The 14,080-nt window shown below is 68.5% G+C and carries 14 protein-coding genes; 6 read left to right on the top strand and 8 right to left on the bottom strand.

All coding sequences use genetic code 11. The features are described 5' to 3' along the window. Window positions 1-57 precede the first annotated feature (57 nt). Window positions 58-957, top strand: a complete 900-nt coding sequence (locus tag AC0666_RS32185; RefSeq protein ID WP_478708932.1) for a hypothetical protein — start codon at window positions 58-60, stop codon at window positions 955-957. A 400-nt stretch (window positions 958-1,357) separates the two neighbouring features. Here AC0666_RS32185 and AC0666_RS32180 read toward each other — a convergent pair whose 3' ends face one another. Continuing rightward, window positions 1,358-1,573, bottom strand: a complete 216-nt coding sequence (locus AC0666_RS32180) for a hypothetical protein (RefSeq protein WP_478708931.1) — start codon at window positions 1,571-1,573, stop codon at window positions 1,358-1,360. Window positions 1,574-1,850: 277 nt separating this feature from the next. On the opposite strand from AC0666_RS32180, the gene AC0666_RS32175 reads away from it, so the two are divergent. Continuing rightward, entirely contained in the window at window positions 1,851-2,063 is a 213-nt protein-coding gene (locus tag AC0666_RS32175; protein WP_478708930.1) for a DUF6207 family protein, read from the top strand. On the opposite strand, the gene AC0666_RS32170 is transcribed toward AC0666_RS32175, so the two are convergent. The 4 genes from AC0666_RS32170 to AC0666_RS32155 all read right to left on the bottom strand — a co-directional run bounded on the left by AC0666_RS32170 (window position 2,048) and on the right by AC0666_RS32155 (window position 5,490). Beyond that, window positions 2,048-2,476, bottom strand: a complete 429-nt coding sequence (locus AC0666_RS32170; RefSeq protein WP_401193609.1) for a MarR family winged helix-turn-helix transcriptional regulator — start codon at window positions 2,474-2,476, stop codon at window positions 2,048-2,050. The two genes, AC0666_RS32175 and AC0666_RS32170, sit on opposite strands and share 16 nt — an antisense overlap. Then, window positions 2,476-2,892, bottom strand: coding sequence for an SRPBCC family protein (locus AC0666_RS32165; RefSeq protein ID WP_478708929.1), 417 nt, complete (start codon window positions 2,890-2,892; stop codon window positions 2,476-2,478). The genes AC0666_RS32170 and AC0666_RS32165 overlap by 1 nt, the downstream gene beginning before the upstream one ends. 579 nt (window positions 2,893-3,471) lie before the next feature. Beyond that, a complete protein-coding gene (locus AC0666_RS32160; protein ID WP_478708928.1) occupies window positions 3,472-4,281 on the bottom strand; it encodes a replication-relaxation family protein in 810 nt (269 codons plus the stop codon). 495 nt (window positions 4,282-4,776) lie between these two features. Further along, window positions 4,777-5,490, bottom strand: a complete 714-nt coding sequence (locus AC0666_RS32155) for a hypothetical protein (RefSeq protein ID WP_362881778.1) — start codon at window positions 5,488-5,490, stop codon at window positions 4,777-4,779. A gap of 380 nt (window positions 5,491-5,870) precedes the next feature. Between AC0666_RS32155 and AC0666_RS32150 the strand changes: the two genes are divergently transcribed. Continuing rightward, complete coding sequence (locus AC0666_RS32150; protein ID WP_478708927.1) at window positions 5,871-6,341, top strand: hypothetical protein; 471 nt, start codon at window positions 5,871-5,873, stop codon at window positions 6,339-6,341. Window positions 6,342-6,921: 580 nt separating this feature from the next. Here AC0666_RS32150 and AC0666_RS32145 read toward each other — a convergent pair. Together AC0666_RS32145 and mobF are read right to left on the bottom strand one after the other, a co-directional pair. Further along, the gene (locus AC0666_RS32145; protein WP_400753207.1) at window positions 6,922-7,248 is read right to left on the bottom strand and encodes a hypothetical protein; all 327 of its coding nucleotides are present in this window, start codon (window positions 7,246-7,248) and stop codon (window positions 6,922-6,924) included. After that, complete coding sequence (gene mobF / locus AC0666_RS32140; RefSeq protein WP_478708926.1) at window positions 7,245-9,062, bottom strand: MobF family relaxase; 1,818 nt, start codon at window positions 9,060-9,062, stop codon at window positions 7,245-7,247. The genes AC0666_RS32145 and mobF overlap by 4 nt, the downstream gene beginning before the upstream one ends. Before the next feature lie 1,119 nt (window positions 9,063-10,181). On the opposite strand from mobF, the gene AC0666_RS32135 reads away from it, so the two are divergent. The 3 genes from AC0666_RS32135 (at window position 10,182) to AC0666_RS32125 (ending at window position 13,087) form a co-directional block, all read left to right on the top strand. Further along, window positions 10,182-11,327, top strand: coding sequence for a ParA family protein (locus AC0666_RS32135; protein ID WP_478708925.1), 1,146 nt, complete (start codon window positions 10,182-10,184; stop codon window positions 11,325-11,327). Beyond that, window positions 11,324-12,460 carry a ParB/RepB/Spo0J family partition protein gene (locus AC0666_RS32130; RefSeq protein ID WP_478708924.1) on the top strand — a complete coding sequence of 379 codons (1,137 nt, stop codon included), beginning with the start codon at window positions 11,324-11,326 and terminating at the stop codon, window positions 12,458-12,460. The genes AC0666_RS32135 and AC0666_RS32130 overlap by 4 nt, the downstream gene beginning before the upstream one ends. 387 nt (window positions 12,461-12,847) lie before the next feature. Beyond that, window positions 12,848-13,087 carry a hypothetical protein gene (locus AC0666_RS32125; RefSeq protein WP_478708923.1) on the top strand — a complete coding sequence of 80 codons (240 nt, stop codon included), beginning with the start codon at window positions 12,848-12,850 and terminating at the stop codon, window positions 13,085-13,087. 78 nt (window positions 13,088-13,165) lie between these two features. Here the strand turns inward: AC0666_RS32125 and AC0666_RS32120 are convergent, their stop codons facing one another. Then, window positions 13,166-13,927 carry a hypothetical protein gene (locus AC0666_RS32120; protein WP_468587132.1) on the bottom strand — a complete coding sequence of 254 codons (762 nt, stop codon included), beginning with the start codon at window positions 13,925-13,927 and terminating at the stop codon, window positions 13,166-13,168. Window positions 13,928-14,080: the final 153 nt, after the last annotated feature.

Below are 14,080 nucleotides of genomic sequence, written 5' to 3'. Positions count from 1 at the left end.
CGTCCTGCCCTGCCAAATTCGCGGTGCACCCGCACCTGGCCCTCTACCTTGATGCGCATGTCGCACGAATCAATCCACGAGCACCTGCTGATATCGGCCCGGAAGTGGGCGCGCACGGCTGTCGACGCGTACCTGGAAGAGCCCATCGACCAGGACTTCTCCGTGCATCACATGGCGGTCGCGGTGGAGCACGCGTCCAAGGCATACCTGGCGTCGATCGCTCCCGTGCTTCTCGCGTCGGAGAGGCAGCCGAGCGTGGACGACCTCCTGGTCCTGAGCGGGAACGAAGACAAGACGAAGGAGGGCCGCGCTGGGCTGAAGACCATCGGCGGCGAGGGGGCCATCCTCCGGGCAGCCAAGCTCCTCGGCCCCGAGTACAAGGCGCCCGCCAAGCTCAAGGAACTGCGGGAGTCCCGCAACGGCATCACCCATATGGGATGGGGCCAGCCCGTGACCGAATGCCGCGCACTCCTGGCCGCCGGCATCGAGCACATCAACGCCCTGCTGAAGCCGCTATCGACCGAGCCGGCCAGCTTCTGGGGCACGCACTTCGAAGCCTGCACCGCGCTGGTGGACCAGGCCAACAACGAGATGGAGATCCGGTACCAGGCGAAGCTCCGGCAGGCCCGCGAGCGCTTCACCCAGACCACACGGAGCCTGTCCGAGGCCGAGATCGCAGAACTCGTCAGCAGTCTTTCCGCACTGCCTACAGCCGCTCCGGGGCTGCTGTCCGTACCAGCCGTATGCCCCGCATGTGGCCACACCGGCTTCGCGAGCGGCCGGGACAAACTGGGCGACTACCTGGACGTCTGGTTCCTCCCCCGGCACTTCGGCTGCCGCCTGTGCGGCCTCACACTCACGAGGTGGGAACTCGACCTCGCGGGCATCAAGGCCCAGGTACTCAACGACGGTGAAGAGCCCGACCCCGACTGGGAACCCGACTTCGAAACGTACTGAGGACTCAGGCCAATGCGCCCCCGCTGACCGTGCCCCATCCGTCGAAGAACTCGGAAACGAGCGGCGCTGCTGTTCCTCGCGGGCGATCTGCTCGCGAAGACGCCGCGGTCGATGTAGGGGGCGACGGCGGCGAGGACCAGGCGCTGCAGTTCGTCCGGCTCCAGCGCTGTGTACCCCTGCGGCGCCGCCGGCCCCGGACACGGGACAGACCTCTTCGTCCGGCACGCGGACAAAGAGGTGTCGTTTTCCGAAAGGGGCTTGCCCACGGCATCTGACCTGCACGAATGGAAGATCATCGGATTCGGGGGGTCCCACTCCCGGTCACACCTTCGGTCCCCCGCCTAGTGCAACCGTGCAGACAACCCTCCAGCCGCCCTCCGGTGCAACCCCCCGCGGAGGATCAGCGGGAGGGCTCCCAGCCTTCCGGGCCGGCGCCTCGCCACTCCACGAAGTCGGGATCGGTGAGGTCCACGTCCTCGGCGTTCTCCAGCCCGGCGGCCGCGAGGAAGACCCGGATGTCGGCTGGCCGGTGCGCGACCCCGATGGCGACCCCGTCGTAGCGCACACGGCGCCAGCCCTGCTCGTCGGGCGGGTAGACGATCAGCTTCGCGACCATGCGCCCAGCCTGTTCCCGTCGCACCCCACTGGCACCTGGCCGGGCGCGAACGGGTGAGGCCGCAGAGCGCGGCCACCAGCGAAGAGCCCCGACGTTGACCTTGGCCCCGGAGTACGTTCGGACGTACGGGGTGCGGCCCTGGCCACCAGGGCCGCGATGGGGGCCGCACCCCGACAGAGCCGACGGTGCGACGCCCGCGGCCTGAGTCGGCTCCCTCGTGCGGGTGGACCCGGGGCCGGCGGCGAACCGGTCCGGTCCCAGCGCCGTCGCAGGACTCATGAAGCCGATCGACGAGCAGCACATCGCGGAACCCGGCCTGGTGGTCCTAGACATCACGGGCGGGGACGAGGACACCGTCCGGGCCGTCATGGCCGCGCTGGAAGAACGCTGGGCCACCTCAGGCGTCGGCCCAATGCGCAGGGATCCCGGCGAGCCAGGCGTCCGGGCCCGCCTGCGGTTGTCGGTGAGGGCGTTTCAGGATTCGGGATGAGCCAGGCGGCTGAGCAGGGCTACCGCGTCGTCGAAGGGCACCGGCTGGAAGAACCGCGCGTCGGCGCGCTCAACGGCGGCAATCGCGCGTGGGGCCAGGTCGGCGCCGGCGCCGGTGACGCGCAGTCGTTTGGCGCGGGTGTCGGCCGGGTCGACTTCACGCCCGATGAGTCCTTTGTGTTCCAGGGTGCGTAGTACCTGGGAGGTCATCTTGACGTCGGTGCCGGCTTGGCGGGCGAGAGCCAGCTGGTTGGGATGCTCGCCCTGGGTGTTGAGCCACCAGGCGCAGGCGAGCAGCACGAACTGCACATGGGTGAGATCGAGCGGGGCCAGAGCTGCGGCGATGTCACGCTGCCAGCGCAGGGTGGCATGCCACAGCAGAAATCCGGGGCTGTCGCCGGGGCTGAGGGGCATCAGCTCAGAGCCAGTTCGGTCAGCGCGGCCATCGTGTCGGGCCAGTCGGCGGTGATGCCCGGGCCGATCTGCGGGCCGACCTCGTCGGCGCCGGTACCGGTGATCTCCATCCGGTACACCACCCGGATCCGGTCTTGGTCGATCCGGTCGATCTGGTGGGTGGTGCGCAGCAGCAGGCCGTTGAAGCTGGCCTCGTCGACGAACAGTTCGTCTTCGACCGCCTCGGCGATGCGCAGCAGTACCGGGTCGTCCCCGGGCGGCGTCATCGTGATCTGCGTGCCCGCCGCGAACGTGCCACTCATCTCGATCTTCTCGATCTCGGCGTTCCACGTGCCCCAGTTCTCAACGTCGGCCCAGAGCCGCCAGATCGCCTCGGGGGTGGCGCTGGTCTCGATGCTGTGCTCGTACTCCCACATGAGTGGTCTCCCGGCTAGATGTTCTGTCCATAGATTATCTATGCAGAGATTATCTGTCCAGTGGTGCACGGACCCCATCCCGCAGTGCCCCGATCCCACCCGAACCACTGCCCGCGCCCGCACCACCGAGGAGGTCCTAGCCCACACATGCGAGCTCCGCCTCACCGCCCAGGCATCCTCCCGGCCTCTGGCACGGCACCCACCACTGCGGCAACCCCCCGAGGGATTTCGAGAGTCGACCACTTAGGGAGCCGTCCCGCCACGTGAACCGGACGCTGGGCAAGCCCTCGGCGCGGAGGGCTTGCCCAGCAGAATCCGTAACCGGTCGGCAGGCCGGTCGTGACCGATCCGTCTCCCGCGATCGGTCAACCAGCACGTCAGCGCCGTGACCGGTCCATGCAACTCCCGGCCTGAGCGGTGACCGATCATCGGTCACGCGTCATCGGTCAGCGCGCCCTGGCCGTGAAGGCCGGCGGTGGCCGTGACCGATGCCGCCCTGCCGACGACCCCCGGCCGGTGTGGGCAAGCCGGTGTTGGGGGTGGCTTGCCCAGGCTCCCCTTGGGCTTGCCCAGCACCGGTCAGCGGCCGACCGCTTCGGGGTAGCGGGAGCGGCGCCGGTGCGGGTCGTCGACACCGATCTCGTACCAGGGCTCGCCGCGCTGGAGCCGAGGCAGGGTGTTCACCCACACGGCGATGGTGATGCCCTGCACCGCGGCGGTGAGCGCCTGGAGGCGGTTGTCGAGGAGGTGCTCGGCCTTGCCGGCCAGGACGACGTGCAGCCGCGGGAAGGTGGTGGAGCGGGTGTAGCGGTGGCGCTGCCAGAACGGGTACGTGGTGCCGATGGTGCCGCGGGCGCCTTCCCAGACGCGGTGCCCGGCGTAGCGCTCGTAGTCCCAGACCTCCTTGGTGAGGCGGGCCTGGGACATGGTGCCGTTGTCGAGTTCGAAGAGGCGGACCTCGCTGGTCTTGGTCGGCGCGGCGAGGACGGCGTCGGTGTTGAAGGACAGGCCGGTCTCCTTGATGGCGTGGTTGACCTCCACCTGCCAGTCGGTCAGGTACTCCCGGCGCCCACCGAGGACGGTGTCGGTGTAGGCGAGGATCGTGTCGGTCACCGCGACGGCGTGCGGGCCGAACCCGGCGCGTACGGCCTTCGCTCCGGTGCCGGCCTTCGGTCGTGCCGGTAGTTCGTTGCCGTCGGCCAGAGCCTTCTGCCCGGCCGGGGTGAGGTTCCAGATCTGGTGCTTGCCGTCCTTGCCGTTCGTCTCCGCCAGCCCCAGCTTCGCCAGTTCCGCCATGGCTCTGCGTACGTACGACCGGCCGTCCGACCCCTCCCCCGTGATCACCTGGGCCATCTGCCGGACCGTGGCTATCCGTACGCACCCGAGCATCCGCAGCGCATCGGCCCGTACCTTCCTGGCCGTGGGAGTGGACTTCTTCCCCTTCGCTGGTGTCTCAGGGGTAGGGAGAGAGGTGTCAGCGTGCCGGGCAGGCCCCTGACGGGTGGTGTGAGCTGCGGTGATGGGCACAACGTTGGAATCGTTCACGGCACTGGACGCGGCACTGGAATCTGGGACGTCTGCAGGGCGCTGAACACCCCTTGACCAGGTCGGGCGCGGCTCCGGATCGGGCTGCCGGGCACTGCTGGCATACGTCATCGTCAAGGCTCCTCACGCGAGTGGCGAGGGACTCCAGGCAGAGTCCCCCATTCACCTGCTACAGGTGCCGGGGAAGCCGACGGTGTGACGTCTGTTATCGAGCCGTGACATTCGGCAGGTCGTGGATGTCGGTGTAGTGCCCGACGAGGCAGTGGGCGCGTGCGTCGGGGACCGGGAACGGTACGGGCGGCCCACGCCGCAAGGGCGGGGGCCGCGACGGTGGTGGGGTTAGCGGATCAGGGAGCGGAGTTCCTTGATCGTGTACTCGCCCTGGTGGCTGATCTCATCGTTGCGGGCCCACGCGAGGAGTGCCCCGTTGGGCTTGTCGCGCCAGCGGACGGGGGTGGAGTTGGCGCCGTCCGATTCGACCAGCTGCTCGATCATCTGGCAGAGAGCGTAGGGGCCGCCTCCGCCGTAGCCGATGCCGTAGCCGGAGGAGTCGGTGCGGGGCAGGAAGTGGAGCTCGGACTCGTCGTCCCTCATCCAGAACTCGTGCTTGTCGACGATCAGGCTGCGGACGGTCCGTCCCTCGGGCAAGCCGCGGCTGGTGATCGTCTTGTAGGTCCAGCTCTCGATGTTGCCGCTGCGGGTGCGGTAGTGCTCGCGAACGACGGGCAGGCCGGTGATCGGGTCGGCCATGGACTTTCGGCACAGGCAACCGCTGCCACCGACTGCGGACGGGCTGTCCCTGTCGTCATAGACGCACGGCTGGAACAGAGCCGGGATCTTCTCGTCCTCCACGAGGAACGTGTGCAGCGCGATGGGCTTGCAGTCCTGAAGCCTGTCGATCCAGGTGTCGGCGTAGCGGCTGTCACCCTGCTTCACGGAGATATGGCCGGTGTGGTGGAGAGTGGCGACGTTGAGGCCAGGCTCGTAGTAGATGTCCAGGCTCATCCAGCCCCTGGAATGGTCGAACACGTAGCTCTCGTACGGGTCGCTCATATGGTGCGTGGCCCCTTTCGGCGTGCCGTGCGGCAGGCGGTTGGTCGGGTGGGGGGCATCTCATGGTGTCGCGCGGGTGCAGAACCTGGAGGCTGGTGGCTGGTTCTGGCGCGGGGTGGCCGAAAGGCTCGGTGGCCGAACCCGGCAGCGGCGTTTCCCCGGCCGTCGCTCAGAGTGTCGGGACGGAGATTTCTCCACTCTCCGGATGGGCGGTTTGTCGCCCCTGGCGAGCCTGGTCAAGGGGAAACGCGCTGCCGTCCGAACCAGGACAAGGGGTGGGTGACCGTCGGTGCGCGGACTCTGTCCACAGGGCCGCTCCCCGAGTCTCGGGACCTGGGGCCGTCGCGATCCGCGCGGCGGCCCGTACGTGAGGAGCCGTCATGCCCGAGACCACCAGTCTGCCGCTCGCCCCGATGGCCCCGTACGCGGCGATCAGCGCGTTCAGCTACCTGCGGGCCGTCCAGGCCGGTGACGTCGAAGCCGCCCGCGAGTTCGCCGGCGCCGAGCCGCGGATCGCCGAGCTGCTCGTCGACATCGTGGAGCGCATCGTCGTCCCCGTCACTTCCCTGGCCGGGCCCCTGGGCGGCGACAAGCCGTGCGACGCGGCCTTCGCCCTGGAAGCCGTCGGACGCGTCCTGGTGAAATCCCTGCGCATCCGGGAGCAGACCGGGCCCGAGGCAGCGGAGGGCATCGCCCACGCCGTCATCGAGTTCGTGCACCAGGTCCTCACCCAGGACCACGAGGACGTTTCCGATGTCCTGCGCCAGCTGGAGGCGGTGGGAGTGGGCCAGGCCCTCGATGCCCACCCCGCACCGAACGGTGCCCACCTGGTGTGCCTCTCCATCGTGTAGTCCGCACCGGGACGGCGGTGGTGCGCACCGCGCCCATCGGGTGGAGGCCACCCGATGGGCTCACCGCACCGCACCGCACCGCACCGCACCGCACCGCACCGCACCGCACCGCACCGGGCCATGATGCGCACCACCGTGCACCGCACCAGGTGCGCCTCCGCGTTGGCGGGTCCCTATCACACACCCCCTTGACCAGGCCCTGATCGGCGGCCGCAACCTGCTGTGTCAAGGAGAAACGTGCGGGTGAACAACCTGGTCAAGGGGTGGAGCCGACCCCGGTCAAGGGGTCGGCCGAACCTGGACAAGGGGGCGGCTCGTGCTGGGCGGGAGGCAGCTACGGCGCACCAGGTGCGGGCGAGAGTGGCGCACTCGGTGCGGCGGGCCACCGTGGTGCGTCCGAGAGTGGAGTCCACCGTCAATCGGTGCGCGCCGCAGGGGACTCCACCCGGTGGAGGCCACTGAGTGGGGGCGCCCACTGGGTGGAGGCCACTGAGAGGAGGCCACTGAGTGGGGTCCGCTCGATGGGCTCCACTCAGTGGCGGCATTGGGCGGTCCACACGGTGGACGATGCCCGGCGTCGTCACCACAGCCAGGCGTTCGAGTGCCGCATCCGGGACAGGGCGCGGGCGTCGCGGCGGGCGGCGGCGCTGCCGATGCGGTTCTGCCGGGGCCGGGGCCGGCGCGACTGGGCGCCGTAGAACCGGCGGACACCGGCCGCCTTGAGCCGCTTGCGCTGCTTGGCCAGCTCCGCCTTCTTCGCCTTGATGGACTTCGGCTTCCGGGGCCGCTTCCAGATCGGCTGCCAGTCCGTCGGCGGTGCGTACGCCTCGGCGCGCTTCTGGGCGGCCTCCTTCAGCCGGGCGGCGACGGCTTCGATCCTCGGGTCCGCGGGCGGCGTGGTGGTCATGCGATTCCTCCGGTGGGTGTGGTCCGGCCCGGCGCGGGCTGGACAGACTGCTGGGGGGGCGGTGGCGGGGACGTCGCCGGGGCGGGCTGTGGTGCAGGGCGGCGGGCGGCGGCTCGTTCTCGGATCCCGGCCTGGAGCCGGGCGGCCATCTCGGCGGCGGCGGTCTTCAGCGTCCGGCTGGTCAGCTCCACCGCGGCAACGTCCGTCATCGGTTCCAGGTCCGGGCCGGCCCTCCGCCCCGGGCGCAAGCTCGGGCGCGGGTTCGGGGTGGTCGGCACGGTGATGGTGCGCGGCCGGGTCCGGGAGTTCAGGCGGTCCGCGCGGCGTACGGCGTGGACCCGGGCGGTCAGGGCGCCGGCCGCGAGACGTGCACGCTGGTACGGGGTGGCGGACCGGCTGCGGGTCAGGGGGCGCAGCACGGCCTGGTCCGCGGTGTCGCGGGGGTACAGGGCGCGCAGGTCGGCGGTCATCATCCGGCCCCGACCGACCGGGCGGGTGTACGCGTCGATGGCCGTCTGGACGATCTGTTCGTCCAGACCGGGCTGGTGGGGTCGGCCGCGCAGGACGTAGGCGAGGTGGCGGCGGGCTTCGGCGAGTAGGTGGTGGCGCTTGAACGCGCCGCGCATCACGTACACCACGGCGGCGACGTCGACGGCCGCCAGGGCGACGTCAACGGCCGGCCGGACTCGCGCCCACACGGCTGCGGCTGCCGCCCTGGCCCGCTCCGCCAGCCGGTTGATGACGTCGGCGCCGTACGCCCGGATCGCCGACTTCCGCCAGCCGGCGCGCAGCTCGGTCAGGGATCGCGGGTCCTTGCGCTTTGGCGGGCGGGTCCGGTCGGCGGCCTTCCGGGTAAGCGCGTACGCGGCGCGCTCCCCTGGCGGGTGCCCCTGGGTTGCTTCGTATTCGGCGACGATGGCGGGCAGCGCGTCCGCGATCTGCTGACGGCGGGTCGACTGCCAGCCGATTAGCCGCCTGTCGATCCCGGCGATCTCCATGACCGGTCTTTTGCCCGCGGTCACCTCGCGCGGCTCCCATGCCCACCCGAGCCGGGCCGAGACCTCTTCCATGAAGTAGAGGGAGTACAGGGTGCCGGCCGCCACGATGTGGGCCAGCATCCGGTCCTGATACCAGTTCCCCCACTTCCCGTCCGGCCGCCGGGCCCGGATCGACACCACCGCATGGTCGTGGAGGAGAGGCCGTGATTGGCGGGCTCGGGACTCGTAGTGCCGGAACACGGCGACGATCAGCCCGTCCAGGATCGGGGCGCTGTGCTTGCCGCCGCTCCCCCAGCGGATCTCCGCCACCGCCTCCTCCAGCCATGCCAGCGTCTTGTCCCGGGCGATGTCCTGGCACAGCTCCAGCACTATCCGGTGCTTGTCGTCGCAGAGCGCCCACGCGATCTGCGCGGTCGACGGTGCCCGGAACACCAGGTCCATGGCCAGCCAGGGCGTCCGCTCCTTGGCCTTCTCGGTGGCGGGCGACTGGTTGTGCTCGATGGGCCGGCCCAGCACGGTCGCACGGCGTGCCTTCTCCGGATCGTCGCCCGCCGCCAGGCGGTCGTGCTCGATCCGGTCGGAGTCCGGGTGGCGGCCTTCCCCGATGAGGAGTGCGGCCTGCCGCTCGGTCACCGTGTCCCCGGCGAGCAGTCCGACCGCGGCCAGGCCCCGGCCCGTCCAGAACCCGGCCGGAACGCCGGCTTCGTCCTGGGCAGCGCGCAGCGACGTGCCCGCACGGCGGTGGCCGTCACCGACCATCACGCCGTTGCAGTAGTACGGCCAGCCCTTCGGCCCGACCTGCCATCCTGTGAGCATCGGGCCATGAAACATGGGCCTTGACCTGCGCAAAAGCGGGATCCGGGGTGCTTCCCGTCAGGCGGGCAACTATCACCAACTCTTGCCCCTGGCCTCCCGTCAGGCGGGAAGCGCGGCAGCCCGAGACGGTAGTGCTGCGGTGTGTGCAGAGTCCCCCGCATGAAAGACGAATCGCTGTACGCAGACCTCTGCCCGCTGTGCTCGAGTCCTCTCCGACCGGAGTTCCGTAGCACGCGTCCCTCGGGTCAGCAGGACCAACTGGCCCGCACCTGGTTCTACCGGTACCGCTGCGCTGGCTGCGAGGCCGCCCGGCCTCAGCAGTTGTGGGATGTGATGCGCGGGCTCTACGAGAGCTGACTGCGGCCGTGCGAATGCTGCGCCCGGAACACACGAGCCCCACCCACTCCGGAATCGCGCTCCAACCGACTCCACCGTCATCGAGCGCACAGCAACGCACAACTCCCCTACAGCCACCGCCGCTGAGTGCACCACGTCACCGACGCCCTTCAACACGAACGACCAGCACCGCCCCTGGCCCCGGCCGGGGGCTTCGTGCTTCCTGGAGGAGTTCGCCGTGCCCACGTATGAGGCCCTGCCACGCCTCACTCTCGACCGCCACCGGCTCACTCCCAGCGCCGCGCCTTCCGTCGATGGCGCGAGAGTCAGCGTGAGTTCAGCGCGGTCAGGCGACTGGTCAAGCCGTGCGAGACAGGGCGACCCGTGGGCCTGTCTCTTCAAGGCCCAGCGCGGTCATCAGGGGTTCGCCCCACCGGGCCCAGCGGTTCAGCCGTGCAAGGCGAGTGCGACGTCGTCGGCGATGCGGACCTCGCTTGCCCACGGAAGTGCGCGCAGCATGCCGTCGCGGTCCGCGCGGCCTGTGTGCTTGCCGATCGTGCGGCGCAGTGGGGGGCTTTCGTGGCGGTTCGGTGTTACTTCCGCATTCCGGTCACCGATCACCGGGGAGGTTACACACTGCCCCTGACAGCACTGGGAGACCCCTTCCGGCCGCCGTCATGTCGCTGCGCATGGCGGCTTCTTGCGTCTGCAGCAACAACAAAAGGGGACGAACCTGGCACCTGGAAGGCACCATACACGGTGGCTCACTGGTAAGTTGCCTTCATGACCGCAGGAACCAGTGACTCCGAGAACGAAAAACTAAACGTCAATCTCACTGCAGAGCTGCGCATGCGCCTGCGCAGCGTCTCCGCCCAGCGTGGCCTGAACATCTCCGAGGCGACGAGCCAGGCGCTCGACCTCTGGTATCAGACGCCGGAGGCTCCAGCCATAGAGGTCAAGGACGCGAAGTCCTGGGGCACGTGGCTGCCCACGGGTGGCGTGGCTCGGTTCTACACCGAGTGCGAGCAGCGTGAGCTGACCAAGGTGCAGGGGATCGCTCAGGCCTTGTCGTTGTGGATCAGCAGCGACCAGCCGGCTCCCGCCCCTCGCCCGCGTGTACTGCGGCGGCTCCTTGTCGCTCTGCAGAAGGGCGGCGTTGGCAAAACGTTCCTGGCCGGCGGTCTGGCGCAGGCCCTCGCCGAGCTCGGGCTGCGTGTGCTCCTGGTCGACTACGACCCGCAAGGGCACCTGACGCGTCGGCTGGGAGGACAACTCATCGCCATGGACAGTGGCGGCAGTCTGCTGGAGCACATGCTGGGGAAGGCGACACGACACATTCGCCGCTCCATCGTGACCCTCCCGCAGGAACGCTTTGGAGAGCGCCTGCACCTGCTGCCCGCATGCAATGACGCCTTCCTCTTCGACGCGGTGATGAGCACAATGCGGGCCGGCCGTGAGGAGTCCCTGGCGCGCGCGTTGGAACCGGTCGAGAAGGACTACGACATCGTCATCCTCGATGGGCCTCCCAGCCTCGGCCTCGCGATGGACATCGGCATGCACTACGTGCAGCGCCGCGAAGGGGAGCTTGCGGACCGCTCAGGTGTACTGATGCCGGTATGGGCGGACCTGCCGAGCTTCGAGGCATACGACCTCTTCAACGCGCAGCGTCAGCAGTTGGAGAAGCTCGCCCGCATCCAGGTGGACGAAGTCGGCTTCGTCATCAACGCCTACGACAGCCGCCGTGGCGCCTCCGTGCAGATAAGGCGTGAGGAGTGGGAGGAGCGGTCAGCTCCTGGTGTTCTCGCCGTCTTCCCGGACCTCAAAGAGCAGCGAGACGCCCAGGACCGTCAGACGCCGCTACTCGAATGGGAACCCGACTGCTCCCTGTCGAATGGGCTGCGGAGCTTGGCAAAGGAGCTGGCGGCGTGAGCAAGAAGGACTCTGTCCCCCGCTACGCAGGGGCCGCTCAGGCTGCCGGTCCCTCGCGCAACGAGATCCTTGCGCACTACGGCATCTCTGGGTCTGCGGATGAGGACCCCCGCGAGAGGGAGATGCGGGAGTGGGAGGAGCAGCAGCAGCGACGGCTGTCGGGACAGACGGTCCCGTCCGAACTGGCGTTGGAACTCGTCAGCGCCAATCCGGAGAATCCTCGTGAGCTCCTTGGGGACCTCGAAGGCTTGGCGAGCAGCCTGAGGGAGGTCGGCCAGGTGACGGCGATCACCGTGGCCAGTGTCGACGCTTACCTCAAGGGGCGGCCCGACCGGCAGGGCGACCTGGAACCGGGCACCCAGTATGTCGTGGTCGACGGGCACCGTCGGCTGGCTGCAGCACGCGAGGCTGGCTTCTCGACGCTCAAAGTCACCGTCAACGATGCCTTCGCAGCCACGGACGAATCGCTCCTAGAGGCCGCCTTCGTCGCGAACGCCCAGCGTGAAGACCTCACCGAGCTCGAAGAGGCCCAGGCGCTGCAGCGACTCGTGCAGCATTACGGCTCTCAGCACAAGGTGGCCAAGCGGCTCGGCCTGACTCAGCCGTACGTATCCCAGCGGATCTCGCTTCTCGCGCTGGCTCCTGACCTTCAAGCCGACCTCGTAGAGGGTCGGCGCACTGTGGAGCAGGTACGAGGGTTGGCCAAGCTCAGCCACAGCGAGCAGCGCGCGGCGGCGGATGCACGACGTGTCGAGGTGCCCGCAGCTCGTAAGGAGCGCCGACCCCCGCCCGCAGCCAGTGCGGATCAGGCGGACCCCGATACCGGTCAGAACGGCGCTGGCACTGATAACGGCGTTATCAGTGCGAAGCTGGCCTCAGCCCCGAGCTCCCCCTCGACAGACGGTAGTGATAACGCCGTTATCAGCGACGTGGCTGTCGAGCAGGATGCCGGGCCACTCCTGGTGGACATGCGCCGGCTGCCGAGAGTTCCCTGGCACGACGGTCATGGCGTCGCCGACCTCATCCTGGAGAAGATGGATGCGGATCAGCAGAAGATCCTGTTCGAGCGGCTCTCTGCAGCCCTCCTGGGCAGCCGGGTAGGCGAGTCCGAGGCACAAGGCAGCGACGGCTGATAACGCCGTTATCAGAGTCGTCGGCAGCGCTCGGCGCCGCGGACAGCGCAGCAACGCATGAACAGGCCTCGCGTCATCTGTTGAGGGCGGCGGTGATAACGGCGTTATCAGCCGTCGCAGTCGAGTCATGTTGAAGCAGCCGTAGGCGTGGCATGACAACCAACAGCGTCGCCTCTCTCATGCGGCCCCGAAACAGCAAGAGGCCGGTACCTCACGCATCGCGTGAGGTACCGGCCTCTTACTGTTGGTCAGATGTAGGCATCAGTTGAGCGGTCCCAGCGTCGGCGGCGAGGACCTGGCGGTAGATGGCCCGTGTCGTTCTGGTCGGCGAGCATCGTGACGGCGGTGCACCAGGCGAGGGTGGAGCGGGCGATCGGGCCGGCGTAGTTGCTGGCCCACGGGTCGGTGGCGTCGGCGGGCGGTGCGGCCAGCGCGGGCGCCAATGTCCGCCTGGAGGTGCAGTTCGGGCTGCAGCGCCGGGCCGACGTCGGGGACCGTCACGGCTGGCTGGAGGCTGCGCTCGGGCGTATCAAACAGCTACGTGCCGAGAACAGCGACCTCGCCCGACAGCTGGAGACCGCATACGGTGAGATCCGCAGGCTCCGCAGCGGACAGCCGTTGCCCTGATGATTGATGAGATCCCCTGGCGGCTCTGCGCCAGGGGGCAGATCCACTTGACATGGGCTTGACGCCCAGAAGAACTGCTCAGCCTCGCGGGAAGAAGTAGTCGAGCAGCGCAACGATGGTAGCGATGATGCCCGCGACGCTGGCCAGAACACTGATCACGACAACCCGCTGAGTCGGCCCACTGGCGTTGGGATGGTTACTGCTGCGCTGCACCAAGAACTTCCGGATGCCCTGAGGCTGGTTCATGAGCATGGACCGGGTCAGCTGGTAGTGAGTACGGAAGAGCACGAACGCCATCAGGCCCGCACCGGCTCCCACCAATCCCGGCGTCCCGGATGGCTCGTAGATCAGGCTAAACAGCGCGATCACCAGGCAGAGTCCTGACAGACGGCCAATCCATTTGGTTAGGCGTCGCCCCAGGAAGCGAGCCTCGTTGAAGACGGCCCCCACTCTGAGCGCCACTCCGTTCTCCCACGCCTCAGATCCGCCTTCGATCCGGGTGACGGCCAGGTGCGGCCAGTCGAGGATCTTGTCGAAGCGATCACCACCGATCTTGAAAATGATCTTCTGAGGGCCGGTTGAGGCTGTGCATTCAACTTCAAGATCAGTGATCACTGGTTCGCTGCCCACGTGCGTTTGCAACGAGGCGAGATCGGTCCACTCCCGCTTCTCGGTTGTGCTGACGACCAGATCGTCCCTGTCCGTGCGGGAAGTTTTCGAGTAGCGGACGGTCATCTGACCGCTGGGCAACGCATCCTCAAAGATGGCCACCAGGTCGTCCAGGTTCTTCCACGAGAACCAGCAGCCGCCGCGCACAACACGTGTCCCCCACTCCACCATGGCAGCAAACTTAGCGGCCCGGTGATCAATCTGTCAGCAGGGCCAGCCCCTGTGGGCAACCGACCAAAGATCCCTCGTGTTGGCGAGGAAGTACTCATGGAAACAGTGCGCTCTCAACCACGTGGACAGCCACTTCGCCGAACGGCTGAGGGT

This window comes from Streptomyces sp. NPDC043680 (assembly GCF_056436685.1).
This window is presented reverse-complemented; position numbering and strand designations above follow the sequence as displayed.